Source organism: Aquimarina gracilis, from assembly GCF_035285365.1.
Taxonomy (GTDB): domain Bacteria; phylum Bacteroidota; class Bacteroidia; order Flavobacteriales; family Flavobacteriaceae; genus Aquimarina; species Aquimarina gracilis.
Genome location: NZ_JAYKLX010000009.1, coordinates 1 through 22,720, shown reverse-complemented (window position 1 = coordinate 22,720; position 22,720 = coordinate 1). Strand labels below are relative to the sequence as shown.

The 22,720-nt window shown below is 34.2% G+C and carries 25 protein-coding genes; 17 read left to right on the top strand and 8 right to left on the bottom strand.

Features of this window, described 5'->3' with window-relative positions; all coding sequences use genetic code 11:
• Positions 1–44: 44 nt before the first annotated feature.
• Together U6A24_RS18210 and U6A24_RS18205 are read right to left on the bottom strand one after the other, a co-directional pair.
• Positions 45–296 carry a hypothetical protein gene (locus tag U6A24_RS18210; RefSeq protein ID WP_324181439.1) on the bottom strand — a complete coding sequence of 84 codons (252 nt, stop codon included), beginning with the start codon at positions 294–296 and terminating at the stop codon, positions 45–47.
• 170 nt (positions 297–466) lie between these two features.
• Positions 467–727 carry a hypothetical protein gene (locus tag U6A24_RS18205; RefSeq protein WP_324181438.1) on the bottom strand — a complete coding sequence of 87 codons (261 nt, stop codon included), beginning with the start codon at positions 725–727 and terminating at the stop codon, positions 467–469.
• A gap of 194 nt (positions 728–921) precedes the next feature.
• On the opposite strand from U6A24_RS18205, the gene U6A24_RS18200 reads away from it, so the two are divergent.
• The 4 genes from U6A24_RS18200 to U6A24_RS18185 all read left to right on the top strand — a co-directional run bounded on the left by U6A24_RS18200 (position 922) and on the right by U6A24_RS18185 (position 6,968).
• Positions 922–2,613 (top strand): helix-turn-helix domain-containing protein, encoded by a 1,692-nt coding sequence (locus tag U6A24_RS18200; RefSeq protein WP_324181437.1) that lies wholly within the window; start codon positions 922–924, stop codon positions 2,611–2,613.
• Positions 2,614–2,729: 116 nt separating this feature from the next.
• On the top strand, positions 2,730–2,885 hold the full coding sequence (locus tag U6A24_RS18195; protein WP_324181436.1) for a class I lanthipeptide: 156 nt from the start codon (positions 2,730–2,732) through the stop codon (positions 2,883–2,885).
• A 76-nt stretch (positions 2,886–2,961) separates the two neighbouring features.
• A complete protein-coding gene (locus U6A24_RS18190; RefSeq protein ID WP_324181435.1) occupies positions 2,962–5,118 on the top strand; it encodes a prolyl oligopeptidase family serine peptidase in 2,157 nt (718 codons plus the stop codon).
• A 179-nt stretch (positions 5,119–5,297) separates the two neighbouring features.
• Positions 5,298–6,968 (top strand): helix-turn-helix domain-containing protein, encoded by a 1,671-nt coding sequence (locus U6A24_RS18185; RefSeq protein WP_324181434.1) that lies wholly within the window; start codon positions 5,298–5,300, stop codon positions 6,966–6,968.
• Positions 6,969–6,985: 17 nt separating this feature from the next.
• Here the strand turns inward: U6A24_RS18185 and U6A24_RS18180 are convergent, their stop codons facing one another.
• Positions 6,986–8,269 carry a phage integrase SAM-like domain-containing protein gene (locus U6A24_RS18180; RefSeq protein WP_324181433.1) on the bottom strand — a complete coding sequence of 428 codons (1,284 nt, stop codon included), beginning with the start codon at positions 8,267–8,269 and terminating at the stop codon, positions 6,986–6,988.
• A gap of 602 nt (positions 8,270–8,871) precedes the next feature.
• Between U6A24_RS18180 and U6A24_RS18175 the strand changes: the two genes are divergently transcribed.
• Entirely contained in the window at positions 8,872–9,717 is an 846-nt protein-coding gene (locus tag U6A24_RS18175; RefSeq protein ID WP_324181432.1) for an RsiV family protein, read from the top strand.
• A gap of 170 nt (positions 9,718–9,887) precedes the next feature.
• Here the strand turns inward: U6A24_RS18175 and U6A24_RS18170 are convergent, their stop codons facing one another.
• Entirely contained in the window at positions 9,888–10,265 is a 378-nt protein-coding gene (locus U6A24_RS18170) for a hypothetical protein (RefSeq protein WP_324181431.1), read from the bottom strand.
• 401 nt (positions 10,266–10,666) lie between these two features.
• Between U6A24_RS18170 and U6A24_RS18165 the strand changes: the two genes are divergently transcribed.
• Together U6A24_RS18165 and U6A24_RS18160 are read left to right on the top strand one after the other, a co-directional pair.
• Positions 10,667–10,822 carry a hypothetical protein gene (locus U6A24_RS18165; RefSeq protein WP_324181430.1) on the top strand — a complete coding sequence of 52 codons (156 nt, stop codon included), beginning with the start codon at positions 10,667–10,669 and terminating at the stop codon, positions 10,820–10,822.
• Between the two features lie 78 nt (positions 10,823–10,900).
• Positions 10,901–11,533, top strand: a complete 633-nt coding sequence (locus tag U6A24_RS18160) for a hypothetical protein (protein WP_324181429.1) — start codon at positions 10,901–10,903, stop codon at positions 11,531–11,533.
• Positions 11,534–11,541: 8 nt separating this feature from the next.
• Here U6A24_RS18160 and U6A24_RS18155 read toward each other — a convergent pair whose 3' ends face one another.
• Positions 11,542–12,129, bottom strand: coding sequence for a riboflavin synthase (locus U6A24_RS18155; protein ID WP_324181428.1), 588 nt, complete (start codon positions 12,127–12,129; stop codon positions 11,542–11,544).
• Between the two features lie 86 nt (positions 12,130–12,215).
• Here U6A24_RS18155 and pdxA point away from each other — a divergent pair, with 86 nt between their 5' ends.
• The 10 genes from pdxA to U6A24_RS18105 all read left to right on the top strand — a co-directional run bounded on the left by pdxA (position 12,216) and on the right by U6A24_RS18105 (position 20,737).
• Entirely contained in the window at positions 12,216–13,271 is a 1,056-nt protein-coding gene (gene pdxA, locus U6A24_RS18150) for a 4-hydroxythreonine-4-phosphate dehydrogenase PdxA (protein ID WP_324181427.1), read from the top strand.
• A 211-nt stretch (positions 13,272–13,482) separates the two neighbouring features.
• Positions 13,483–14,022 carry a YceD family protein gene (locus tag U6A24_RS18145; RefSeq protein WP_324181426.1) on the top strand — a complete coding sequence of 180 codons (540 nt, stop codon included), beginning with the start codon at positions 13,483–13,485 and terminating at the stop codon, positions 14,020–14,022.
• Between the two features lie 10 nt (positions 14,023–14,032).
• Positions 14,033–14,230, top strand: a complete 198-nt coding sequence (gene rpmF, locus U6A24_RS18140) for a 50S ribosomal protein L32 (RefSeq protein ID WP_140592350.1) — start codon at positions 14,033–14,035, stop codon at positions 14,228–14,230.
• Between the two features lie 173 nt (positions 14,231–14,403).
• On the top strand, positions 14,404–15,399 hold the full coding sequence (locus tag U6A24_RS18135; protein ID WP_324181425.1) for a beta-ketoacyl-ACP synthase III: 996 nt from the start codon (positions 14,404–14,406) through the stop codon (positions 15,397–15,399).
• A gap of 27 nt (positions 15,400–15,426) precedes the next feature.
• Positions 15,427–15,918, top strand: coding sequence for an acetyl-CoA carboxylase biotin carboxyl carrier protein (accB, locus tag U6A24_RS18130; protein WP_324181424.1), 492 nt, complete (start codon positions 15,427–15,429; stop codon positions 15,916–15,918).
• Positions 15,919–16,024: 106 nt separating this feature from the next.
• Positions 16,025–17,377 carry an acetyl-CoA carboxylase biotin carboxylase subunit gene (gene accC / locus U6A24_RS18125; RefSeq protein WP_324181423.1) on the top strand — a complete coding sequence of 451 codons (1,353 nt, stop codon included), beginning with the start codon at positions 16,025–16,027 and terminating at the stop codon, positions 17,375–17,377.
• Between the two features lie 55 nt (positions 17,378–17,432).
• Positions 17,433–18,545: an NAD(P)/FAD-dependent oxidoreductase gene (locus U6A24_RS18120; RefSeq protein WP_324181422.1), complete on the top strand. Its 1,113-nt coding sequence runs from the start codon at positions 17,433–17,435 to the stop codon at positions 18,543–18,545.
• 15 nt (positions 18,546–18,560) lie between these two features.
• Complete coding sequence (gene mtgA, locus U6A24_RS18115; RefSeq protein ID WP_324181421.1) at positions 18,561–19,262, top strand: monofunctional biosynthetic peptidoglycan transglycosylase; 702 nt, start codon at positions 18,561–18,563, stop codon at positions 19,260–19,262.
• A complete protein-coding gene (locus U6A24_RS18110; RefSeq protein WP_324181420.1) occupies positions 19,243–19,701 on the top strand; it encodes a 3-oxoacyl-ACP synthase in 459 nt (152 codons plus the stop codon). The genes mtgA and U6A24_RS18110 overlap by 20 nt, the downstream gene beginning before the upstream one ends.
• Positions 19,702–19,792: 91 nt before the next feature.
• Positions 19,793–20,737: an alpha/beta fold hydrolase gene (locus U6A24_RS18105; protein ID WP_324181419.1), complete on the top strand. Its 945-nt coding sequence runs from the start codon at positions 19,793–19,795 to the stop codon at positions 20,735–20,737.
• Here U6A24_RS18105 and U6A24_RS18100 read toward each other — a convergent pair.
• From U6A24_RS18100 to U6A24_RS18090, 3 genes are all read right to left on the bottom strand, one after another.
• Entirely contained in the window at positions 20,730–21,083 is a 354-nt protein-coding gene (locus U6A24_RS18100; RefSeq protein ID WP_324181418.1) for a hypothetical protein, read from the bottom strand. The two genes, U6A24_RS18105 and U6A24_RS18100, sit on opposite strands and share 8 nt — an antisense overlap.
• 500 nt (positions 21,084–21,583) lie before the next feature.
• Positions 21,584–22,069, bottom strand: a complete 486-nt coding sequence (locus U6A24_RS18095; RefSeq protein ID WP_324181417.1) for a hypothetical protein — start codon at positions 22,067–22,069, stop codon at positions 21,584–21,586.
• A 254-nt stretch (positions 22,070–22,323) separates the two neighbouring features.
• Positions 22,324–22,720, bottom strand: a 397-nt coding sequence (locus U6A24_RS18090; RefSeq protein ID WP_324181416.1) for a T9SS type B sorting domain-containing protein, incomplete at its 5' end; no start/stop codon positions are given.

Below are 22,720 nucleotides of genomic sequence, written 5' to 3'. Positions count from 1 at the left end.
TTACCTATTTGAAGAGGGTATACAATACTTCTCAACTCAACTTTCTACACTCTCAAAGTCTCTCTATTATAAAAACCAAATCGAAATCCAACTTCTTCTGCATATACAAAACTTTGTACGCTATCATCGTATATAATTGGTGCATTAAAGTCTCTCATCAAATGGATGATACGATATAATTTCGTTTTTGATATCCCCAAACGATTGGATAATTCTGTTGGATTGCCTGTTGCCTGCAAACGGATTAGCTGATCCACTCGTTTTATAAGTTCTATTTGTTTAGTGATAATATTCATTCTACTGATTTTTTTGATGGTTAGTTTTTCCCTTACTTTTTAGTTCTAACATTTCATGAATTTTGGCAAATAGTTAATGGGGTAATTTTTTACAACTTTGGGGTAAGCCTTATAAATTCAATGTTAGTATAAAGAACCTATTTATTGTTTTTATTTAATTTTGACAGCATTCAAGAAGCCTTTGGATAAAAGGAAGCGCATGATTTTGGTTTCTTGCCAAGCAAAAAAAGATTTCTCGCCCTATAAATTAATTGCACAGCTTCTTCGCAAGACTTTCCTTTATGATAAAGGTTTTGAATCCATAAATAAATGATAATCTCATAATGACTACAATGAACCAAATCATACATGAATTGATCCAGCTTAAAATGCAATGCCAGGATAGTATCCACAACAAACTTGCTTTTTTCATCATATTCAGAATATCCCATTTTGAAATTTTTTGTTGGGTCAAAAGTATGAGGATGATTGGGTTGGATGCAAGAAGAAGTATTAAGCTTTTATAAATTTTGAATGTAAAATTTATAAATCTTTTATGATATTTATGTTTTTGTATATTTGTTTCCCGCTTTAACCAAAAGTGATTGTTATTCAATCAAATAACAGCCATTGCAACGCTAAAACTATGCGATTTACTCTTACAATTTTATACCTCTTTTCATTTTTTGTTTTAAAAGCTGAATCAAAAGGAAAGCAAATTGATAGTTTGTCCAATAAAGATTATACTGAACTACAAAATTTGTTTTACAATAACCTTAAAAATATCAGTAACGCTAAAAAATATGCAATTGAGATTCTGAAAAAAGCTAAAAAAGAAAAGGATACGATAAAAATCGCAGATGGATATCATAACCTGTTTATGATTAGTACTCCAGATATCTCTATAAAATATGTAGACAGTATAATCGAGCTAACAAAAAATTTAAGCCACATAAATTACCCATCAAGAGGTTATCTAAACAAAGGTGTTTTATTACAAAACAATAAGAGATTAAATGTAGCTTTTGATTATTACGTAAAAGCTAAATATTATGCTGAAAAAAATAATAATGACCTCCACAAAGTAGCGGCGAATTTAAATATCGCACAGTTGAAACTTTTGATTGGAAATGAGCGGGAAGCATTAAAAGTTTTTAAATCAAATTATGATTTTTTTCAAAAAAAGGATATTAGCACAAAATTTCATAGACCTTATATCGGTACCTTGCAGGGGTTAGCTTTTGTTTATAATAAAAATAGGCAGTTGGATTCTGCCAAGATCTACATTAATGAAGGCTTAAGAAAGATTTCAAAAAACAAAGAGAAATATGGTTATTCAGGGCTGTTACTAGCCAACGGAATTAATAGTTATCATGAAGGGAGTTATAACAAAGCTATTGATACATTAAAAAAGCTTTTATCAATACCTCTACAATTAGAATATGAAGTAACTCTAGCAGAAACTAATTTATTTCTTGCCAAATCATACAACAAGATAAACAAACCCAAAATAAGTTATGAATATCTGGAAAAGGTCAATGAATTAGTCGACTCCACCAACTATACAACCAATACAAGAGAAGCTTTCGAAATGCTTCTAAATATCCACAAAAAAAGAAACAATACCGAAAAACAATTAGAAGTATTAGAGAAGATGATTGTATTGGATAGTATTGCCAATGTTAATAACACTAAATTAAATATAGATATTTATCAAAAATATGATTCTCAAAAGCTTATTTCTGAAAAAAATAAACTTTTAGGCAACATAAAGAAACAAAAAAAACGAAGCATAGTCGTCTCTATCATTTTGGGAATAGTTATTCTTGGTTTTGCCTTTTTCCTTTATAGAAACTATTCTAAACGCTTATACTACAAAAAAAAGTTTGAAGCCTTAATTAATGATCAATCAATAGACAAAGGTTTAGAAACCGAAAAACCAACTAACCTCTCAAAAAGTATAGATCTTCCCGAAGAAATCATAGAAGATATTTTGGAAAAAATCAAAACCTTTGAAGAAAAGAACAAATTTATTGATAGTAAATTAACTCTAACTAAATTGGCTAAAAAGTTTGGCACTAATTCTACGTATTTATCAAAAATAATTAATCATTACAAAGGACAAAATTTTGCCAATTATATTAATGATTTAAGGATTGATTACGCTATAGAGCAATTAAAAACCAACCCTAATTATAGGAAGTATACCCTTAAATCAATAGGAGAGGAAATAGGATTTAACAATATTCAATCCTTTTCCAAAGCATTTTATAAAAAAACAGGTATCAAGCCTTCATTTTTTCTTAAAGAACTTGATAATCAAAATATTAAAAAATAATTTTAAGCTTTTTTATATTTAAAAATTTATAAATATTGAAATATGTTTTGGATTTTAATCAATTTCATATAAGCCGTTTGAATATATTTGCATCGTAATTTTAAAAGATCAAAATCATGAAATCAAAAATGAATAATCTGAAAAAGTTAAATTTTAATAAATTGCAAATCGCTACATTATCAAGAACCGAAAAAATACATGTGTACGGTGGTGGTGAAGAAGGTGATTCAGGTATATTAAGTGTGTTTACCAATACAAAAGGTAACGACTAACAAAAAGTTATAAAAACATCCTGAAATAACAGGATGTTTTTATATTATTACTTTTTGGTTTAATAACACCCACGATATGAGTAAGTATATAATCTTGATTGTTTCTATAATGATGATTGTGAGTTGCAAAAATTCTACTCCTCACATAAGTCAAAAATCTACAACTGAAAAGTATTTTGGTAAAAGCATTATTGATTCATATCGAAACTTGGAGAACTTAGAGGATACCATAGTTTTGAATTATATCAAAGATTATAACAAATACAGTACTGATCAATTATCAAAAATTCCAAATAAAGAAAGACTTCTTCGACTTCAGAATGATTTTGAAAAAACAAAATCTGCTTCATATAAAGATATTCTTTATTTGAAGGATTATATCTTTTATTTGAAGAGAAGTGTTGACGAAAACGAATATAAGTTATACTATAAAAACCCCTACGAAAATATAAAAGAAGTAATTCTGTTTGATCCAACTAATTTTGAATTATCGAAGGAACAGGATTTTAAAATCACTTATTTCAAACCTAGCTGGGATTGTACTAAAGTCTTAATTAGTCTTACCAAACAGGGAAGTGAATTCTCTAAAATGATTGTTTTGGATATTAAAAGCAATACTGTTTTACCTGGGTTCATCACTCATAGCTCGCCAACTTTTGTTGGAGGGGTTAAGTGGCTACCTGATAACTCTGGTTTTGTTTATAATAGATTTAGCGATACTCTTTCTAATAAAGGAACTTATCTTAATAACAAGTCCGTTTTATATAAGCTGGGAGAAAAAACAAACAAGTTTAAAGACCTATTGTCCATCGATAATAATCCTGAATTAAATATAAATCAAAATGAATTCCCTGAAATTCAAATTGAAGAAAATGGAAAATACGCAATTGGAACAATACGTGCCGCAGGAACATACCATGAAACTTACTTTTTGAATATTAAAGATATTACAACAAATAATTGGAACCCATTATTCAAAAGATCTGATAAGATTAGAGACTTTTTACAAATTGGTGATAGTTTAATTTACCGCACATCCAAAAACTCTCCTAATTTTAAAATATGCAAAACTTCATTTTTAAATCCTGATTTTGAAGATCCTAAAGTGCTAGTAGAGGAAAAGAAAGATCGCGTAATACAGGAATATTTGATAGTGAATAATCAATTATTCTTTACTACTATTAAAAATGGTGTAGAGGCAAAAATGTACTCAAAAAAAGATGATAATAGCGAGGTTGAAATAAAACTCCCATTCCCATCAGGTAAGGTATATTTGAGTAAAACTAACAACCCTAATCTTTTATCAGTGATAATTCAGGGTTGGACTGCTCCAAAAGTTAGATATATTTATAACACTATTACAGGTAAATTTGAATTAGATAAAAATTATCCTGCTTCAATGAAAGCTAATTTTAGCGATTTAATAGTTGAAGAAGTATTGGTAAAATCTTCTGATGGAGAGGAAATTCCATTATCTCTTGTATATAAAAAAGGATTAAAAAAAGATAGCAGTACTCCTGTTCTTATGAGGGCTTATGGTTCTTATGGCATAAGCATGACACCTAATTTTTATTATGGTTTCTTACTTTGGGCTCAAGAAGGAGGTATTTATGCTGTTGCACATGTTAGAGGTGGTGGAGAAAAAGGTGATTCATGGCATAAAGCAGGATATAAAAATACTAAATCAAATAGCTGGAAAGATTTAATAAGTTGTTCTGAATATCTCATAGATAACAAATACACATCTCCAGAAAAACTTGCTTTATGGAGTGGTAGTGCAGGTGGTATCGTCTTAGGACGAGCTATTACAGAAAGACCGGACTTATTCTCATCTGCAGTAATAGATAGAGGATTACTTAATCCTTTAAGAATGGAAAGTGGTATTAACGGATCAAATAATATTAAAGAATTTGGAAGCATACAAGATTCATTAGATTTTAAGGGTTTATTGGCTATGGATTCTTATCACCATATTAAAGATAATGTTGAATACCCATCGGTATTAATAACTGCTGGTATGAATGACACGAGACTATCTCCATGGCATTCAATTAAATTCGCAACGAAATTAAAAGAAGCGAATATCTCAAATCGACCAATCTTACTTAAAGCAGAATTTGAATCAGGGCATGGAATGACATTTTCTAAAAAAGATGAAGAGTTCAACATGGTTGCAGAAGTTCTATCATATGCTTTTTGGCAAACTGGTCATCCTGATTATCAACCAAAATAATATGATAGTTATATAATAATATTACAACCTCTTAATACGTGATTAAGAGGTTTCTTTTATATAGATCTTAAATCTACTCGTTTTTTATAAAACCAGTCCATTACTCCTTATATTTTAAGTGGCTAGCACATTGATCTTCTGTGATTTTAAATACTTTTGATCCCAACAAAACAATGATTATGCAACTACGGATCTATATGGTTTCTATTTTTATTTTAGCTTCAGTACTGGGATATGGGCAGAAGTTTGAGGTACCAGATTCTTTAAAATCATTCACCTATTTAGAATTGGAAAGGCGATTCTTTGATACAGAAACAAATCGTGAAGTATCAAAACAATACGCGAATGGATATTTGCAAAAGTCCAAAAAAGAAGATGACAGTTTAAATATTGCTAAAGGCTTCTACTTCAAAGCTATCATTTCTGAAGAAAACAAAGCTTTAAGTCTTACGGATAGTATATTAAAATATTCTGAAAACTTGATCCATCATGAATTTCCAGCGCAAGGGTATATAGAAAAAGGGATGCAATTCTTTTATCTATCAAGATATGATGAAGCTTTACAAAATTATATTAAGGCTCAGGAAATAGCTCTGGACAGGAATAATAAATTTCAACTCTTCAAAATAAAACATTGTATTGGACTTCTTAAAAACTCAACCAAAAATAGACAAGAGGCACTAGAAATATTTAAACAAAACATTGATTCTTTCGATTTTGACCTCGACAGAATTGAGCATAAAAGACAATATGTAAGATCTTTGTTTGCATTAGCTAATTCATACAATGTCAATAAAAATATTGATTCTGCAGAGATTATCAATACAAGAGGTATTAAACAAAGTCTTAAGCTAAAAAGTAAGTTTATGTATCCGGCATTTCTCATTTCTTATGGTGCCACCATGAATTTAAAAGGACAGGATGATAAAGCCTTAGATAGTTTACTTAAAGGATCGCGTTTACTCCAAAATAGAAAATCTTCTATTGCCTCCATTTATTTGATGATTTCCAAAATACATGGAAAACGCAAGGATTACCCAATGTATACAAAATATCTAAAGAAAGTTGATTCTCTATTCGAAACACATAATCCGCAGGGGATGAGACAAGCCAGTGCGGCATATGATGCCTTAATAAAATACTACAGAAAAAATAAAGATTTAAGTAATCAATTAATATATATGAATAAGCTTATAGCTATTGATAGTATTATTAATAGGAAAAGTAAAAATGTTGCAAATAATATCATCAAAAATTATGATGCAAAAGTTCTCATCTCGGAAAAAGAAAAAATTATAAAGTCTCTAGAAAAAGAAAACACCAAAATCTCATATCAAAATATAATAGTAACTATCTTTTTAGGACTTAGTTTGTTGGGAACTGGCTATTACTATCATCGTCAACGTTTATACAAAAAACGATTCTTAAAACTACTGGAAGGAAAGGCCAATAATAATCAAAAAAAAGATGATTCAAATTACAGTCCTCCTGGATCTTCATCCATCAACAAAGAAACTCTTGATAAACTTCTTGACAAATTACAACAGTTTGAAGAAAAACAGGGTTATCTACAACAAGGACTTAATACCAAAGATCTTGCTAAAAGTTTTGGATCCAACTCTAGCTATTTATCTAAAGTGGTTAATACTTTTAAAGAAAAAAGCTTTACCCAATATATTAATGATCTACGTATCGATTTTGTAGTAGATAAACTGCTAGAAGATACCCGGTTTAGAAAATACACGGTAAAGGCCATTGCTCAAGAAATTGGTTTCAACAATGCTGAGGCCTTTGCCAAAGCATTCTATAAAAAACCGGGATTTATCCTTCGTATTTTATTAAGGAGTTAGAGAATCGATAGGCTATCTTAACTAAAAATCTTATCTGCAGCTTCATCCAAAACAGCATTTTCAAAGTCCGCAAAATAGGCCTCAGTGGTATAATAATTTGTGTGACCTAACATATCACCCACTTGTGCTTTGGAAACTCCTTTTCGAATTCCTGCAGTAGCAAAGGTATGTCTTGCCACATAAGTAGTAAGGTTGGTATCCAACTCTAGTTCTTTACTTATGGTTTTAAGTCTTCTATTATGATTCCTTAGCCGGCTTGAATATACCTCATGAATTCTTTCTTCAGACTCTGTGTGAATAACGTCTTGAAGAATTGGGAAAACCAAATCTCCCTTAGATTTTTCACTAGTATAAAACCTAAGTATTTTCTTAATCTCATTCGGAATCAGAATATCAAATTCTCTCACATTATTTCCTCTTTTGGTTTTTCTACGTTTATATTGTAGTCTTCCCTTTTTTATAGCGCCTACTTTTAGGTAGGCCATATCCATAAAGTTCATCCCTCGCATATAGAAGTTAAACAAGAAATAGTTTTTATGATGCCATAGAGAAGACCCTTCTGGATAATCTAACTGTTGAATTTTTTCTATAACATCTAGTCCAACAGCTCTTTTTTTGGTACGCTGCTGTTTAATAGAATAGCCATTTTTGCCAAACGGATAATGTTCTTGCTTCAGCTCTGTATTAGCATCTTTTATTACCAAGTTAAAAACCCTTCGAATAGATCGTAGTCGAACTCCGAGCCCATTAAGCGAGTTTCCTTTATTTAAGTAATACGCCTCTAAGTTCTCAAGAAAAGTCTCATCAATTTCTGTAATCAAAGGATCTTCTCCTCCATTAAAAGTAACCACCATTCTAATAGCATCTTCTATTGCATCTGCCATTCCGAAACGTTTAGCTTCTCTGTATCGTTTTATTACAATTTTTCCGTATTCATACAATCGGGTAATATTATTGATTTTATGCCTGACCTTATTACCAATTTTTTTATTTGCATATTCCTCTATCTTATCCTCGATCAAACTTGCTAATTGTTCTACAGACATGCTTTTCAAAAAGGATTCGCATTCTATTAAAACATCATCTGCAGCTTTCATACGATCTGTCAAGAATGCATTAGCACGAACTGAGTTAGGAAAAGAACTTTTAAATTTTCTTCCTTTTTCGTTCCATAGATTTGGTGACACTATGTAAGGTGTTTTTATATCTTTTCTTTTTCGTTGATGACTTACTCTTTGTACCAACGGAAAAGTGTCTGATTTTTTATTTCTGGTATCCAGAAAGAAGAAGATTTTTGCCATTAATTTCTTGTTTGAAGTAACAAGTCTAAAGTAAAACTATATTGAATAACTTCAAAGGTTTTTCGCCCACTTTTTGCCCACTTTTTTCAGTTTATTACAGTTTCATTCAGTTCGATACAAAATCTATACCTACAAAAGTAATTGATTATTAGATGATTACACATTAAACAAACCCAAATGAGTCTTTTTATGAAGTTACTCATAATCAGGGGGTCCTTGGTTCGAGCCCAAGTGGGACCACATATTTTGAATAAAGCTGTTTCTTTAATAGGAGCAGCTTTTTTCATTTTTAAAAACAAAAACAGGGTGAGAAGCCTGTCCTGAGGGAGGCACGAGTTGAAGGGAGCCCAAGTGGGACCACCTTTTAAGCGTAAGCCTTGCAGCAATGTAAGGCTTTTTCGTTTTCAATAATTTAAGTATTGTCATTCCTCACCGCTTAATTTGTATTTTTTTACAATCATCTGAAAAACAAAAGATTAACCTCTTTTGTCAAAACAAATACATAAATAAAAATTATACTTATCATCATAAATATAAATAAAAATATATGACTAAAATTTCGGAATTTTGCAGCGTTAAATAAACTCTTAACATCTAAGTATATGAAAAACATCTTAGTATTTTTATTCTTGTTAGCCTTTATATCTTGTAAAAACGAAAAAATAATCAATGATTACAATTCTCCAGGCCAAATAAAAAAGATCGAACATCCTAAATCTGCAGATAATAAAAAAAGCACCCAGGTATTAAAGAGTGAACGCCTATTATCTGAAAAAGATGATAAATTAAACCTGGAACATCTTATAACCACCAAAACATTCTTTAAGAAACAAGACAACTATGTTTTGAACTATAAATACCCTTATCTTAATGAAGATATCAAGTCTTCTTATAAAGTTTTTAACCAATACATACAGAATAATTATTTAAAAACAGAAACCGCCGTAAGCGAAGTTTTAAAAAACAATAGTCTATCATGTGATTCATCGGTTATCGATGTGCATCGTTATAAAAGAATTATTGATTATAAAATCTATGGTAAGGAAAACCAATTGATAAGCATTTTACTGTACAAAGCTAATCACTATACCGATGAAAACCATTCGTCGTATATGTTTAAGTGCCTCAACTTTGATCTTGATGTAGCTGCTTTCCTTGATTTTAACACCTTGTTCAAGAAAAATGCCGAAACAGAAATGTTGTCAAAGATCAATCAAAAGTTAATAAACAAAATTTCTAAAGAGAACCATTATAATTCTTGTTGGGAACTGACCAGAGATCATTTTGAAGCCAACAAAGATAGTTTTGTAATTACAAATACTAGTATAAAATTTTATTTTAATGACTGTATTATTTGCCCATCATATACAGGGAGATATGCAGTAGAAATTCCTATTGAAGAAATGGCTTATTTACTAAATAAAGATGCCATCAAGCTAATCCTATAAACTACGCTTTTGAGAATTTTGAAAACCAATACATACTTGCAAGCTCATATGATTGAATATAGCATACCCTCATAGAGCAAAATGAATCTAGCTGTACTCGGTCATAGAGCTTGCTTACAAAAAGGCCGTTTCCAAATTGCAAACGGCTTTTATCTACTTAGCGTCATACTTTATACCAACTTAATATCTTCTTTAAACAACATATGGATGTACTCTGCATGAATCTCGGCATGTTCTTTATGTTCCAAACAATGAAAAAGTAAGTGAATCAATCCATAATCACCAAGTGTATCTCGGTATTCGTGCTTTTCCTTATTTTTTACCCACAAAATAAAACAACACAAATGCCCTATTTCTCCGAGTTTCTCGGGATCTTTCAAACACTTTTTAAACTGATCCAGTTCCATTAGGGCATATTCGTTATACTTGCGTTTGCAATAATTATAATCAAACGTATGCTTATATAATTGTAGTTTTCTGTTTTGTATTTCATAATTAATACCACTCATAACATAAAAATCATTTGCATTAGGTATTTCTAGCATCATAGATATACGATTTGGTTCATGTATATTTTTGCAAATCACATGCCATGACATTAAAAAAATAACTTAATAAAAGGTAAAAAAATCTTAAAATTGGCAAAAACGACAGCCACACCATTTTGGAAATATTCCAAAACAAAGATACAAAATTTGGAAATATTCCAAAAAATATACTTCCGGTTTTACCGCCTTCTTTTTTAAGAAAAACCATAAAATATTTGATTTTCAGATATCTAACTGCCTTTTTGTTAGGTTATTGTTAATAAAACCTGATAAGTTTATTTTCAAAAAAAAAGATTGACAATTATTTTTACTCTAGAATTTGATGCATTATGGTATGTTTTTTGGGGAAAGAACAACCATAATGAAAAATTGGGAAAACAAGTCAAATCAAATCATGTATTATGCAGTATAAAGTAATTGATGCAAAAAGCCAACATTTTGGCAAAGTATTAGATTTCGAATCCTGCTCTAGTTTGAGTGATTTAGGAGGAGTACTCTTAAAAATTGGAAGAAACAAAGTTTCACTTTTTAAATTCAATGAAGTAGAATTGGTATAATCACCATTCTACTTCTTCTACCTCGCTCAATACCTCTTCTTCTTTTTAAGATCAAAAATGTATATATGTTCGTAACAGATGAAACGATCATACCTATATATACTATTACTATTCTGGGTTAGCAGTAGCTGCCAGAACAGTATTGCTATTGACAATATTCAAGATATTCCCAAAGCTACGGTTCAAGATCAACGCTATGCCGATGTTTTTAAAATATTAGATGGTTATTGGAAAGGTAAGTTTCTAATTTTTGAAGATAAGAATCCAGTACTCAAAGATCAATTGGACCTGAAAGACATCTCCTTTTCAACATTTCAAAAAAGAGGTCTTAAACAAATTAATAGTATCCAGGTCGAGCAAATATACACCTCAGAAACACCGTATTTCCAAAAAGTAACCATCACCGATTTTTATCCCGATTCTGGCAAAAAAGTGATTAGCGAAGGAGTTAATAAAATTCAGGAAGGCCAAATGTGGTGTGTCGTTAAAAAACCCGATGAAACGGTTATACATGCAGGCAGCACAAAAGGTAAGAGCACCATTGTTTGGCAGCGCAATGAAAAAGATCCTCAAAAAATTGAATATTTCAAGGAAACTGTATCTCAACAGTTTTATGAAATCATAGGCTGGGGGTATTACCAGGGAGACGACCCAAAACTATCTCCCAAATTATGGTTTTATGCCAAATACAAAAGACAAAACCTAGATTAAGATTTGTTTTATCCCAACTCGGTAATTCTTTTTACATACTTACCAATCACATCAAATTCAAGATTCACTACAGTACCCACTTCAAAAGTATTAAAATTGGTATGTTCATAGGTAAACGGAATAATAGCTACACTAAATTCATTTTTCTTAGAATTCACCACCGTTAAACTTACTCCATTAACAGTAATAGATCCTTTCTCGATGGTGATATTACTCAAGCCAGGATCATAAGCAAAGGTAAAATACCAACTACCATCGGCTTCAGATATTTCGGTACAGGTTGCAATTTGATCCACATGTCCTTGCACAATATGTCCATCTAGGCGATCGCCAAGCTTCATTCCACGCTCCAAATTCACTATGGCGCCTTCTTTAAGATCATTAAGATTGGTTTTATCCAACGTCTCTTTGATTGCTGTAACGGTATATGTATTTCCTTCAATCGAAACCACTGTTAGACACACTCCATTATGCGCTACACTTTGATCAATTTTTAATTCTGAAGTAAAATTAGCACGTACTGTAATATCCAGATTTTCTTTATCTGTTCTTAAAGATGTAACCGTTCCTAATTCTTCGATGATTCCTGTGAACATAAATGCAAATTATTTAGTTAAATTTGTGACCTTAAAAGTGAGGCTTTGTATCAGGTTTCAAAAATACAGATAAAGGAAGTTATATAATGAAGAAAGAAGAAAAAATAAGACTAGGGATTTCTATTGGTGATCTTAATGGTATCGGAAGCGAAGTTGTTTTTAAAACTTTTCAGGATTCGCGGATGCTCGATTTTTGTACGCCAGTTATTTTTGCTTCGGTAAAGATTCTTTCCTTCCTTAAAAAACAATATAACATTAATGTTAATTTGCATGGTATCGATAAAACCTCTCAAATTCTAGATGGTAAAATCAATGTTCTTAATGTTTGGAAAGAACCTGTTAATATTAACTTTGGAAAAGAAGACGAAAAAATTGGCAGCTATGCCATCAAGTCATTAACAGCAGCTACTCAAGCCCTGAAAAACGATGAAATCGACGTGTTGGTTACTGCACCTATCAATAAACATAGCATACAGTCTGAAGAATTTAAGTTCCCAGGGCATACCGATTATCTTGATCAGGAATTAGAAGGAAACAGTCTTATGTTCATGATTACAGACGACCTTAAAGTAGGATTGCTTACCGATCATGTAGCTGTAAAAGATATTGCAGACACCATTACTCCCGAACTTATAGCGCAAAAAATTAACACCATTCACCAAGCATTAAAACAGGATTTTGGAGTTTCAAAACCAAAAATTGCCATTTTAGGAATCAATCCGCATAGTGGAGACAATGGGGTAATTGGCAAAGAAGATGAAGAAGTGCTAAAACCAACGATCCAAAAAGTTCAGGAATCTGGTAAACTTGTATATGGTCCATACGCAGCCGATAGTTTTTTTGGGTCCAATACCTATAAAACTTTTGATGCAGTTGTAGCATCTTATCATGACCAAGGATTGATTCCTTTTAAAACATTGTCTTTTGGAAAAGGAGTGAACTACACAGCAGGTCTTAATAAGGTACGCACCTCGCCCGATCATGGTACTGCCTTCGAAATTGCTGGAAAAAACAAAGCCGATCATAGCTCATTTGAAGAAGCAGTTTTTTTGGCTTTGAAAATTTATAAAAACCGAAATCAATACGCCGAGATTACAAAAAACCCATTAAAAAAGCAGCCTCGTAAACCACAGCAGAAGTAGATAAGTCATTTAAAAAACCTTAATTTGTTTTTGAACAAGACCTTGGGTTTTTTAAGTTTTTTGGCCCAAAAACCCGAGTACTCATCCACTCACATACTAAAAGACTAACTTTCTGATATAATTTTGTTTACAAAAAGGCTTTCATAATGTTTTTTTGTTATCTTTGCACCCGCCTTAACCAAATTGGCAGGCGACTGAAACTGATGATGAAATGATACAACTTAAAGAGTATACTATTCCTTTTGTTGGACTGAAGCAAGGATTACACCAGTTTGAGTATAGGATTGACAATACGTTCTTTGAGCATTTTGAGTATGATGAATTTAATGCCGCAGCGGTAAAAATTGATTTAGAGTTCAACAAGAAAACTACCCTGTTAGAACTTCAGTTTAAAGCTACCGGAACTGTAAACATTAATTGCGATCTTACCAACGAACCTTTTGACCTACCTATAGAAAATGATTTTTTTCTGGTCGTAAAGTTCGGTGACGAATATAATGATGAAAATGAAGAGCTTCTTATTCTTCCCCATGGTGAATACGAAGTGAACGTTCAACAATATATATATGAACTCATTGTTTTGGCAATGCCGCAAAAAAGAGTTCACCCTGGTGTAGAAGACGGAACATTAAAATCGGATATACTTGAAAAGTTAGACGAGCTAAGTCCAAAAGAAAAAACAATAGAAAATGATAGCGAGGAAACAGATCCTCGTTGGGATAAATTAAAAAACTTATTAAACGATAAATAATAGCTAAGCAATGGCACATCCTAAGAGAAAAATATCGAAAACAAGAAGAGATAAAAGAAGAACTCATTACAAAGCTTCTGTACCGCAAATTGCTACAGATCCAACAACAGGAGAAGCTCATTTATACCACAGAGCTCACTGGCATGAAGGTAAATTATACTATCGTGGACAGGTAGTTATCGACAATACTGAGGAAGAAGTAGCATAAGTATACTGTTAAAATTTCAAAGAGAGCTCTCACTTTTGTGAGAGTTTTTTTGTTTTTAGTTGAATATGTGTCAAAATCCAATTATTTTGCGCCATATTTGTATATTATTTAGTAATTTCAACGACTTTTTAGTCTTTTTTTGTGCTATAAAGGTTGTGAATTAAAACTAAGATATGAGTAAAATCACAGCAGCTATCACAGCTGTAGGCGCTTATGTGCCAGATTATCTGTTAACCAATGACATATTAGCAACAATGGTTGACACTAACGACGAATGGATCACCACTCGTACAGGTATTAAAGAACGCAGAATACTTAAAGATAAAGACAAAGGAAGTTCTTTCTTGGGTATAAAAGCCGCAGAAGATCTAATTACCAAAAAAAATCTCGATCCCAAAGAGATTGATATGGTAATTTTTGCAACGGCTACCCCAGATCTCCCCGTGGCAGCAACAGCTGCATATGCGGCATCCAAAATAGGTGCAGTAAATGCTTTTTCTTATGACTTGCAAGCTGCATGTTCCAGTTTTTTATATGGAATGTCAACGGCGGCAAGCTATATCGAATCAGGAAGATATAAAAAGGTCTTATTAATAGGTGCAGATAAAATGTCATCTATTATCGACTATACCGATCGTACAACCTGTATCATTTTTGGTGATGGTGGTGGTGCGGTTCTTTTTGAACCTAATGAAGAAGGTTATGGTTTACAGGACGAGTATCTTAGAACAGATGGCGTTGGTAGAGAATTCTTAAAAATTGAAGCAGGAGGTTCTATACTACCAGCTTCTGAAGAAACTGTTGCCAAAAAACAACACTTCGTTCAACAGGACGGAAAGACCGTATTTAAATACGCTGTTTCTAACATGGCAGATGCCAGCACAAAAATTCTAGAACGAAATAACCTTACTGGACAAGATGTAGACTGGTTGGTAGCACACCAAGCCAACAAACGTATTATCGATGCCACAGCAAACAGAATGGGATTACACGAAAGCAAAGTCCTAATGAATATTCAAAGATATGGTAATACTACTTCGGCCACCCTGCCGTTGTTATTACACGATTACGAAAAACAACTCAAAAAAGGAGATAATATAGTATTTGCTTCATTTGGTGGAGGCTTTACTTGGGGTTCTATTTATCTTAAATGGGCCTATAATTCCTAAACAACTAAACACACAATACCCAATATTATGGATTTAAAAGAAATTCAGAATTTAATTAAGTTCGTTGCCAAATCAGGGGCAAGCGAAGTAAAGTTAGAGATGGATGACGTTAAAATCACCATCAAAACTGCGTCAGAAGACAGTAAAGAAACAACGATTGTTCAGCAGATCCCGGTAGGAAGTGCTCCTCAGGCAATTGCACCGGTACCAGCGGCAGCTCCAACACCTGCGGCACCCGCAGCAACCCAAAAGCCTGCAACAGAAGAAGATAATTCGAAATATGTTACTATCAAATCTCCTATTATAGGTACATTGTACAGAAAGCCATCACCAGATAAACCAATGTTTGTTGAAGTGGGTGATACCATAAAAGAAGGAGATGTGCTTTGTATCATTGAAGCGATGAAACTTTTCAACGAAATAGAAAGTGAAGTTTCAGGAAAAGTCGTTAAAGTATTGGTTGATGATGCTTCTCCTGTAGAGTTTGATCAACCACTTTTCTTAGTAGACCCATCATAACCCAATTTTAAAATTCCAGCCTTGATCTTATTCAAGATACCTCCAAAAAGCCTATCTACTGGAATTTGGAAACTGGAATTTGAAATTTTTAAATTTCGAAGAAGTTATGTTTAAAAAAATTCTAATTGCAAATAGAGGTGAGATCGCCATGCGTGTGATCAGAACCTGCAAAGAGATGGGTATTAAGACTGTTGCTGTATACTCGACAGCAGATGCAGAAAGCTTGCATGTACGTTTTGCAGACGAAGCTGTTTGTATCGGTCCTGCACCTAGTACCGAATCCTATCTTAAAATGGCCAATATAATAGCAGCTGCAGAGATCACAAATGCAGATGCCATACACCCGGGATATGGTTTTTTATCTGAAAATGCCAAATTTTCTAAAATCTGTGAAGAGCACGAAATTAAATTTATCGGTGCCAGTGCAGAGATGATCGAAAAAATGGGAGATAAAGCAACCGCAAAATCTACCATGATCGAAGCAGGTGTACCTTGTGTACCCGGAAGTGAAGGTGTAATTCCCGATTTTAAAACTTGTAAAAAAGTAGCAAAAGAAACAGGATACCCGGTAATGCTTAAAGCAAGCGCCGGTGGTGGAGGAAAAGGAATGCGTGCCGTTTGGAAAGAAGAAGACCTGCAAGCCGCATGGGAATCTGCCAGACAAGAAAGTAAAGCTGCTTTTGGTAATGATGATATGTATATGGAAAAGCTTATTGAAGAGCCGCGCCATATCGAAATACAAATCGTAGGTGATAGCAACGGAAGAGCGTGTCACTTATCAGAAAGAGATTGCTCTGTACAACGAAGACACCAAAAACTTACTGAAGAAACGCCATCTCCATTCATGACCGATGAACTTCGTGAAAAGATGGGAGAAGCAGCAATAAAAGCCGCAGAATACATTAAGTATGAAGGAGCTGGTACTGTAGAGTTTTTGGTAGATAAACACCGTAATTTCTACTTCATGGAAATGAATACTCGTATCCAGGTAGAGCATCCAATTACAGAACAAGTTGTAGATTATGATTTGATAAGAGAACAAATACTTGTAGCAGCCGGAGTGCCTATTTCTGGTAAGAATTATTATCCGCAACTACACTCTATAGAATGTAGAATCAATGCAGAAGATCCTTATAAGGATTTCAGACCGTCACCAGGAAAAATAACCAATTTACATCTTCCCGGAGGTCATGGTGTTCGAATTGATACCCACGTGTATAGTGGATACATCATTCCGCCAAACTATGATTCTATGATCGCCAAATTGATCACTACTGCTCAAACCCGTGAAGAAGCCATCAATAAAATGAAAAGAGCTCTTGACGAGTTTGTTGTTGAAGGAATTAAAACTACGGTTCCATTTCATAGACAATTAATGGATCATCCAGATTATGTAGCCGGAGACTACACTACTAAATTTATGGAAGATTTTGAAATGGCAGCACCCGAAGAAGATTAAATCACTCACAAAAAAGCCTCGATATCGAGGCTTTTTTTATGATCTTTATCAAAAAATGAATTTCAGCTATTGGGAACATAAAACCTGGTTATCTAATATAGACTTTACCATTGTGGGCAGCGGCATCGTTGGGCTTTCTTGTGCACTTCGATTAAAAAACAAATTCCCAAAGGCAAAAATAGTTGTCCTGGAACGCGGAATACTTCCTAACGGGGCCAGTACCAAAAATGCAGGTTTTGCTTGTTTTGGAAGCTTATCAGAAATAATCGACGATCTCAATTCGCATAGCGAGGAAGAAGTATTGCAATTGGTTCAAAAAAGATATGATGGACTTCATTTATTACGGAAAAACTTGGGAGATCGAGCTGTAGATTATCAACCAAATAAGGGATTCGAGCTCTTTACCATCCAAGATCAGCTATTGTATGAAGAGTGTCTTTCAAAAAAAGAGCAAATCAACACCCTTCTAAACCCCATTTTTGAAGATCCTGTATTTGCAACACAACAAAATACTTTCAACTTCAAAAAGATCCAACCTCAATATATTGTAAATCAGTTTGAAGGTCAAATCGATACCGGTAAGATGATGCAAAGCTTACTTAACAAAGTACAAGCCAGGGGAATTCATCTTTTAAACAACTGCATGGTAACCGAAATTAATGATATTAACACTTCGGTAGAAATAAAAACCGATCATTTTACGTTTTCTACAAACAAAGTCTTGATCGCTACCAATGGTTTTGCTTCTCAATTAGGAATTGAACAGGTAAAACCAGCTCGTGCACAGGTAGTAATTACCAAGCCAATTAAAGGTTTGCATATCAAAGGCACTTTTCACCTGGATAAAGGATACTATTATTTCAGAAACATTGATAATAGAATCTTGTTAGGAGGAGGTCGTAATCTGGACTTTGCAACTGAAGAAACCACCCAATTAGGTCAAACCCAACTTGTACAACAAAAACTAGAACAGCTATTAGGTGAAATCATATTACCTAATGTTGATTTTGAAATCGAACATCGCTGGAGTGGTATTATGGGCGTTGGAAACCAAAAAAAAGCAATTGTGAAACAAGTATCAAACAATACTTTTTGTGGCGTACGCCTTGGCGGAATGGGAGTTGCCATAGGAAGTATTGTTGGCACAGAATTGGCAGATCTACTATAGATCAATCTATTGGTTATGCAAAAAATTCTTCGTTTTCTGTTTAAAAGCTTTGTTGCTTTTATCTTACTTAGCCCACTTTGGGTATTAAGCTATAAGTGGATTGATGTCCCTGCTACACCATTAATGGGGATTAGAAAGCTTCAGTCCAATCCAAAACACACGATACAGCATCAATGGGTTCCATTATCAAAAATTTCAAAAAACTTACAACTGGCAGTGATTTGCAGTGAGGATCAACGTTTTATAGAACATCAGGGTTTTGATAAGGAAGCCATCGAAAAAGCAATTGCCGAACATAAAGCCGGAAAACGGCTACGAGGTGCCAGTACTATTACACAGCAAACCGCAAAAAATGTATTTTTATGGCCGCAACGCAGCTGGGTGCGCAAGGGGTTAGAAACCTATTTCACCTTCTTGATCGAAAAAATGTGGAGCAAAGAGCGTATTCTTGAAGTGTACCTGAATAGCATCGAAATGGGCAATGGTATTTATGGTGCCGAAGCGGCGGCAAAATTTTGGTATAACAAATCATCAGATCAACTAACGGTTGAAGAAGCAGCGGCAATTGCAGCAATTTTACCGAATCCCAGAAAATATTTGGCCAATCCGGCATCAGAGTATACGCAAAAAAGAAAGGAATGGATTTTTATACAAATGCGTAATTATGGTACTTTAGTGTTCGATAAACCACAAAACAATGAGTACCCGGGATATTAAACAAAAGTTACTGCAGGAATGTCAAAATTATGTAAGTCAACGTTTACAACGCATTCAAAATAGTATTGAGGATATACAAGAATCCCTGACTTCAGAAACCAAAAGTACAGCTGGTGATAAGCACGAAACGGGTCGTGCAATGTTACAATTAGAACGCGAAAAAGCCGGAAAACAACTTGCCGAAGTTCAAAAACTGCAGGAAATCCTTCAGAAAATTGACATTAACGCTACCTCAAATCGAATACACCTGGGAAGTTTGATTGAAACCTCAAATGGAAACTATTTTATAAGCATATCGGTAGGTAAAATACAGCTTAATGATTACACGTACTTTGCTATTGCGCCAAACTCTCCTATAGGTAAAGCATTATTGGGTAAAACTTTGGAGGATACGTTTAGTTTTAACGGTAGTCATTTTAATATAACAGGTGTCCAATAATTTATTTTGATTTCTTTCTATTAAAATCCTATTCTGCTTGGCAAACAAAAATGATTTTAAGTAAATTGCTAGCTCATAAATCATCATTACCATGCAGAAATTTTTTGTACTAGCCCTTATGGGGATATTACTTTTTTCATGTAAGCCCTACGAGAATACCAAAATCAGAAAAAATCAAATTACGTACGAAGATTTTCGGGAAAAACAACGGTTGTATCCCACAGACGATGGTTTAATCAAGTATATTGACGAAGGTAAAAGTGAAAAAGTAATCGTCTTATTGCATGGAGTACCTACCTCTGGGTGGTTATATCGTAAAATGATAGATCTTTTGGTAGAAAATGGATATCGAGTAATCATTCCCGATATGCTTGGGTATGGATCCAGTGACTCTCCCGAAGGTTTTGAGCTGTATAATGCAGAAAATCATGCCAAACGGCTTTTGGGCCTTATGGAGTTCTTGGGTGTCGAAACTTGGTCCCATGCTATGCATGACGCTGGTGGATTATGGACCTGGGAGCTTATGAGAATGGCTCCAAATAAGATCGAAAACCTCATCGTTTTTAATACCATTATGTATGAAGATGGATTCTACCCGCCAGTAAGGATGAAACCAGGAGGTATGGCAAAAACTGCCATGTGGGCCTATAGAAATGGGGTAACCACAAACACTTTACTTAAAAATTTATTCAAACAAGGATTAAAAGAAAACACACTTAATTCTTTGGATGTAGAAGGATATAAAAAACCATTGCTCGAAGGTAAAACAGAAGCTATGTATTACTTCTTCAGTCAAACTTGTAATGAGTTACCCGACTACAGTGATGTTTTTGAAAATGTAACTGTTCCGGTAACCGTAATGTGGGGTATTCATGATACAATGTTGCAGTGGCCACCGCAAGAAACACGTGCAGCAAATGCACTAAAAGTAAATCCAGAAGACATTCACTTTATTGATGAAAAACATTTTATTCAGGAAACTAAAGCTGAAGAGATTGCGTATAAGATAATTGACTTTTTGGGACAGACTAATTGAGACCTAAATTCTTTATCCAACTCTTTAATTCTACTCTAAAAATAGTACCGTTGATTAGTTCATGAATTTGATCTAGTTCTTCACGATTTACAGCAAGGTCAATCTTTTCTGAAGGTGTTCTTAACAATAGTGACCGGCAATTTTGAGCGTCCATGCACTCATTACAGCATTGCGTTTCTTTGGTTGAAATACAAGAATCAGAAAAATCTTTTAATTCATTTAGCGTAAGCAAGAAACCGATATCCCTAAATACCAATTGAACTCTAGGCATAGTTACTTTTGTTTCTCTTTTCCAAAAAAATGAAATACCAACCTGGTTGCTGTAAATTTTGTCAATAGGGTTCATGTTGAATCAAATTTGACTCAAAAATACTAATTATTTATAATCAATCTAAATAAAATAAGTTAATTTATATCCACACTTGGCTTTGGATAATGAAATAACAATTTGCTTAAGGTTCTAGTTATTCTTTGAAGCATGTTTTTGAATTCCTTCTCCTAGGGGAGAAGGAACTTCACATTATCAAAACCTTGGCCCTCATTCTTGTCAAATGATATACATCCCCCCCACTTATATAAGTACCCCCTCCCACTTGTATAAGTACCCTGGGGTACTTCAATTGTTAAAGGTTCCTGTAGATTTGTCAGGTAGGGTACTTACCTAAGTGGGTATGGGTACTTCAATTGTTAAAGATCCCTGTAGCGTTGTCAGTTCACCCACTTGCAGTAGTAGGTGCGCCCGGTAGATTGGCACCTCGTCCCGCCCTTTTGGTAGGCTATCGGGGTATTTTTGTACCTCGGGCCATCTTTTTTGACCATGCACCCACCTTTTTTGCTAATGTGTTGCTATTCAACCGTATCTTCTGGGGTATTATTGGTGTTTATGCTTTGAGAAAATCTGGCTTTTAAGAGTTCGTGGGCACTTTGGGCGCCTTCCATTGGCATTTTGCGGGCAGCATCGGCAAGGCTATAAACCGACAGTGCTACTCGATATACCTCGCTACCCACAATGGTCTGGGTATCTTTTAACTGGCGCAATACACTTTCCAGCTCCAGAATGATGGGATCTAATTGCTCAAACAGGGTAAGATCTTTGCGGGCTTCTTCTGCCGTTAAAGCACCCGGGATCCATTGGGGCCTGCCCTCAAGGATATGAATGCTATCTTCTGCAAAAATTTTGTTGGCGCTATTGATTTTGGGTAGATTTTTACGCTCGTTGGGCGTTAAGTTTTGTAAAAATCCTAATTCACATTTTAAGGTGGTAAGACATTGTTGTATACTGGTGATCTCTTCACTGGTAAGCACCTTACTAATTCTGTTGTTTTCGTTCATTTTAATTCTTGTTGTTTATAATTATGTATTTGGTTTTTATCTAATTTGAGGAAATTCCTCCCCCTCGACTTCCACTCCGACAGGCTCAGTGTGCAGTTCACCCTTCGACCCTTCGACTCCGCCCCGCCCAGGATAATGCTTAGTACTACTTACCCCTCGACCCTTCGAGGACCTCAGGGTCCGTAGGATTCAACATTAGTGAGGGTTGAGGCTCTCGAAGGATCGAAGCCTCAACCATTACAGAAGCAGAAAGATCAATAATTAACATAGATCATTTTTGTTTGGTGGCCCAACTCTGGTTCGTTATAGTCGATCACGCATACATAGGAGCCCACGGGTACCCGACTGCCTTTATGGGTACCGTCCCAGCCATCGCCGGGTCCCCCATAATGCGCGCTGAACAGCAACCGTTGGCTCAGGTCGTATATCTTCACCACGTTGTTCTTATAGTCTTCAAGGCCTTCAATCACTAGGGTATCGGCAATGCCATCACCGTTGGGAGAAAACCCGCTGTTGAAATCCGTAAGCAGTTTGGAGCTACAATTCCCGGTCGCTTTCACGGTCACGGTCTGCTCGCAAGAAGCGGTATTTCCAACACCATCACTCACGATCCAGGTAACCGTAGTTACTCCGATACCGAACGCATAGGTA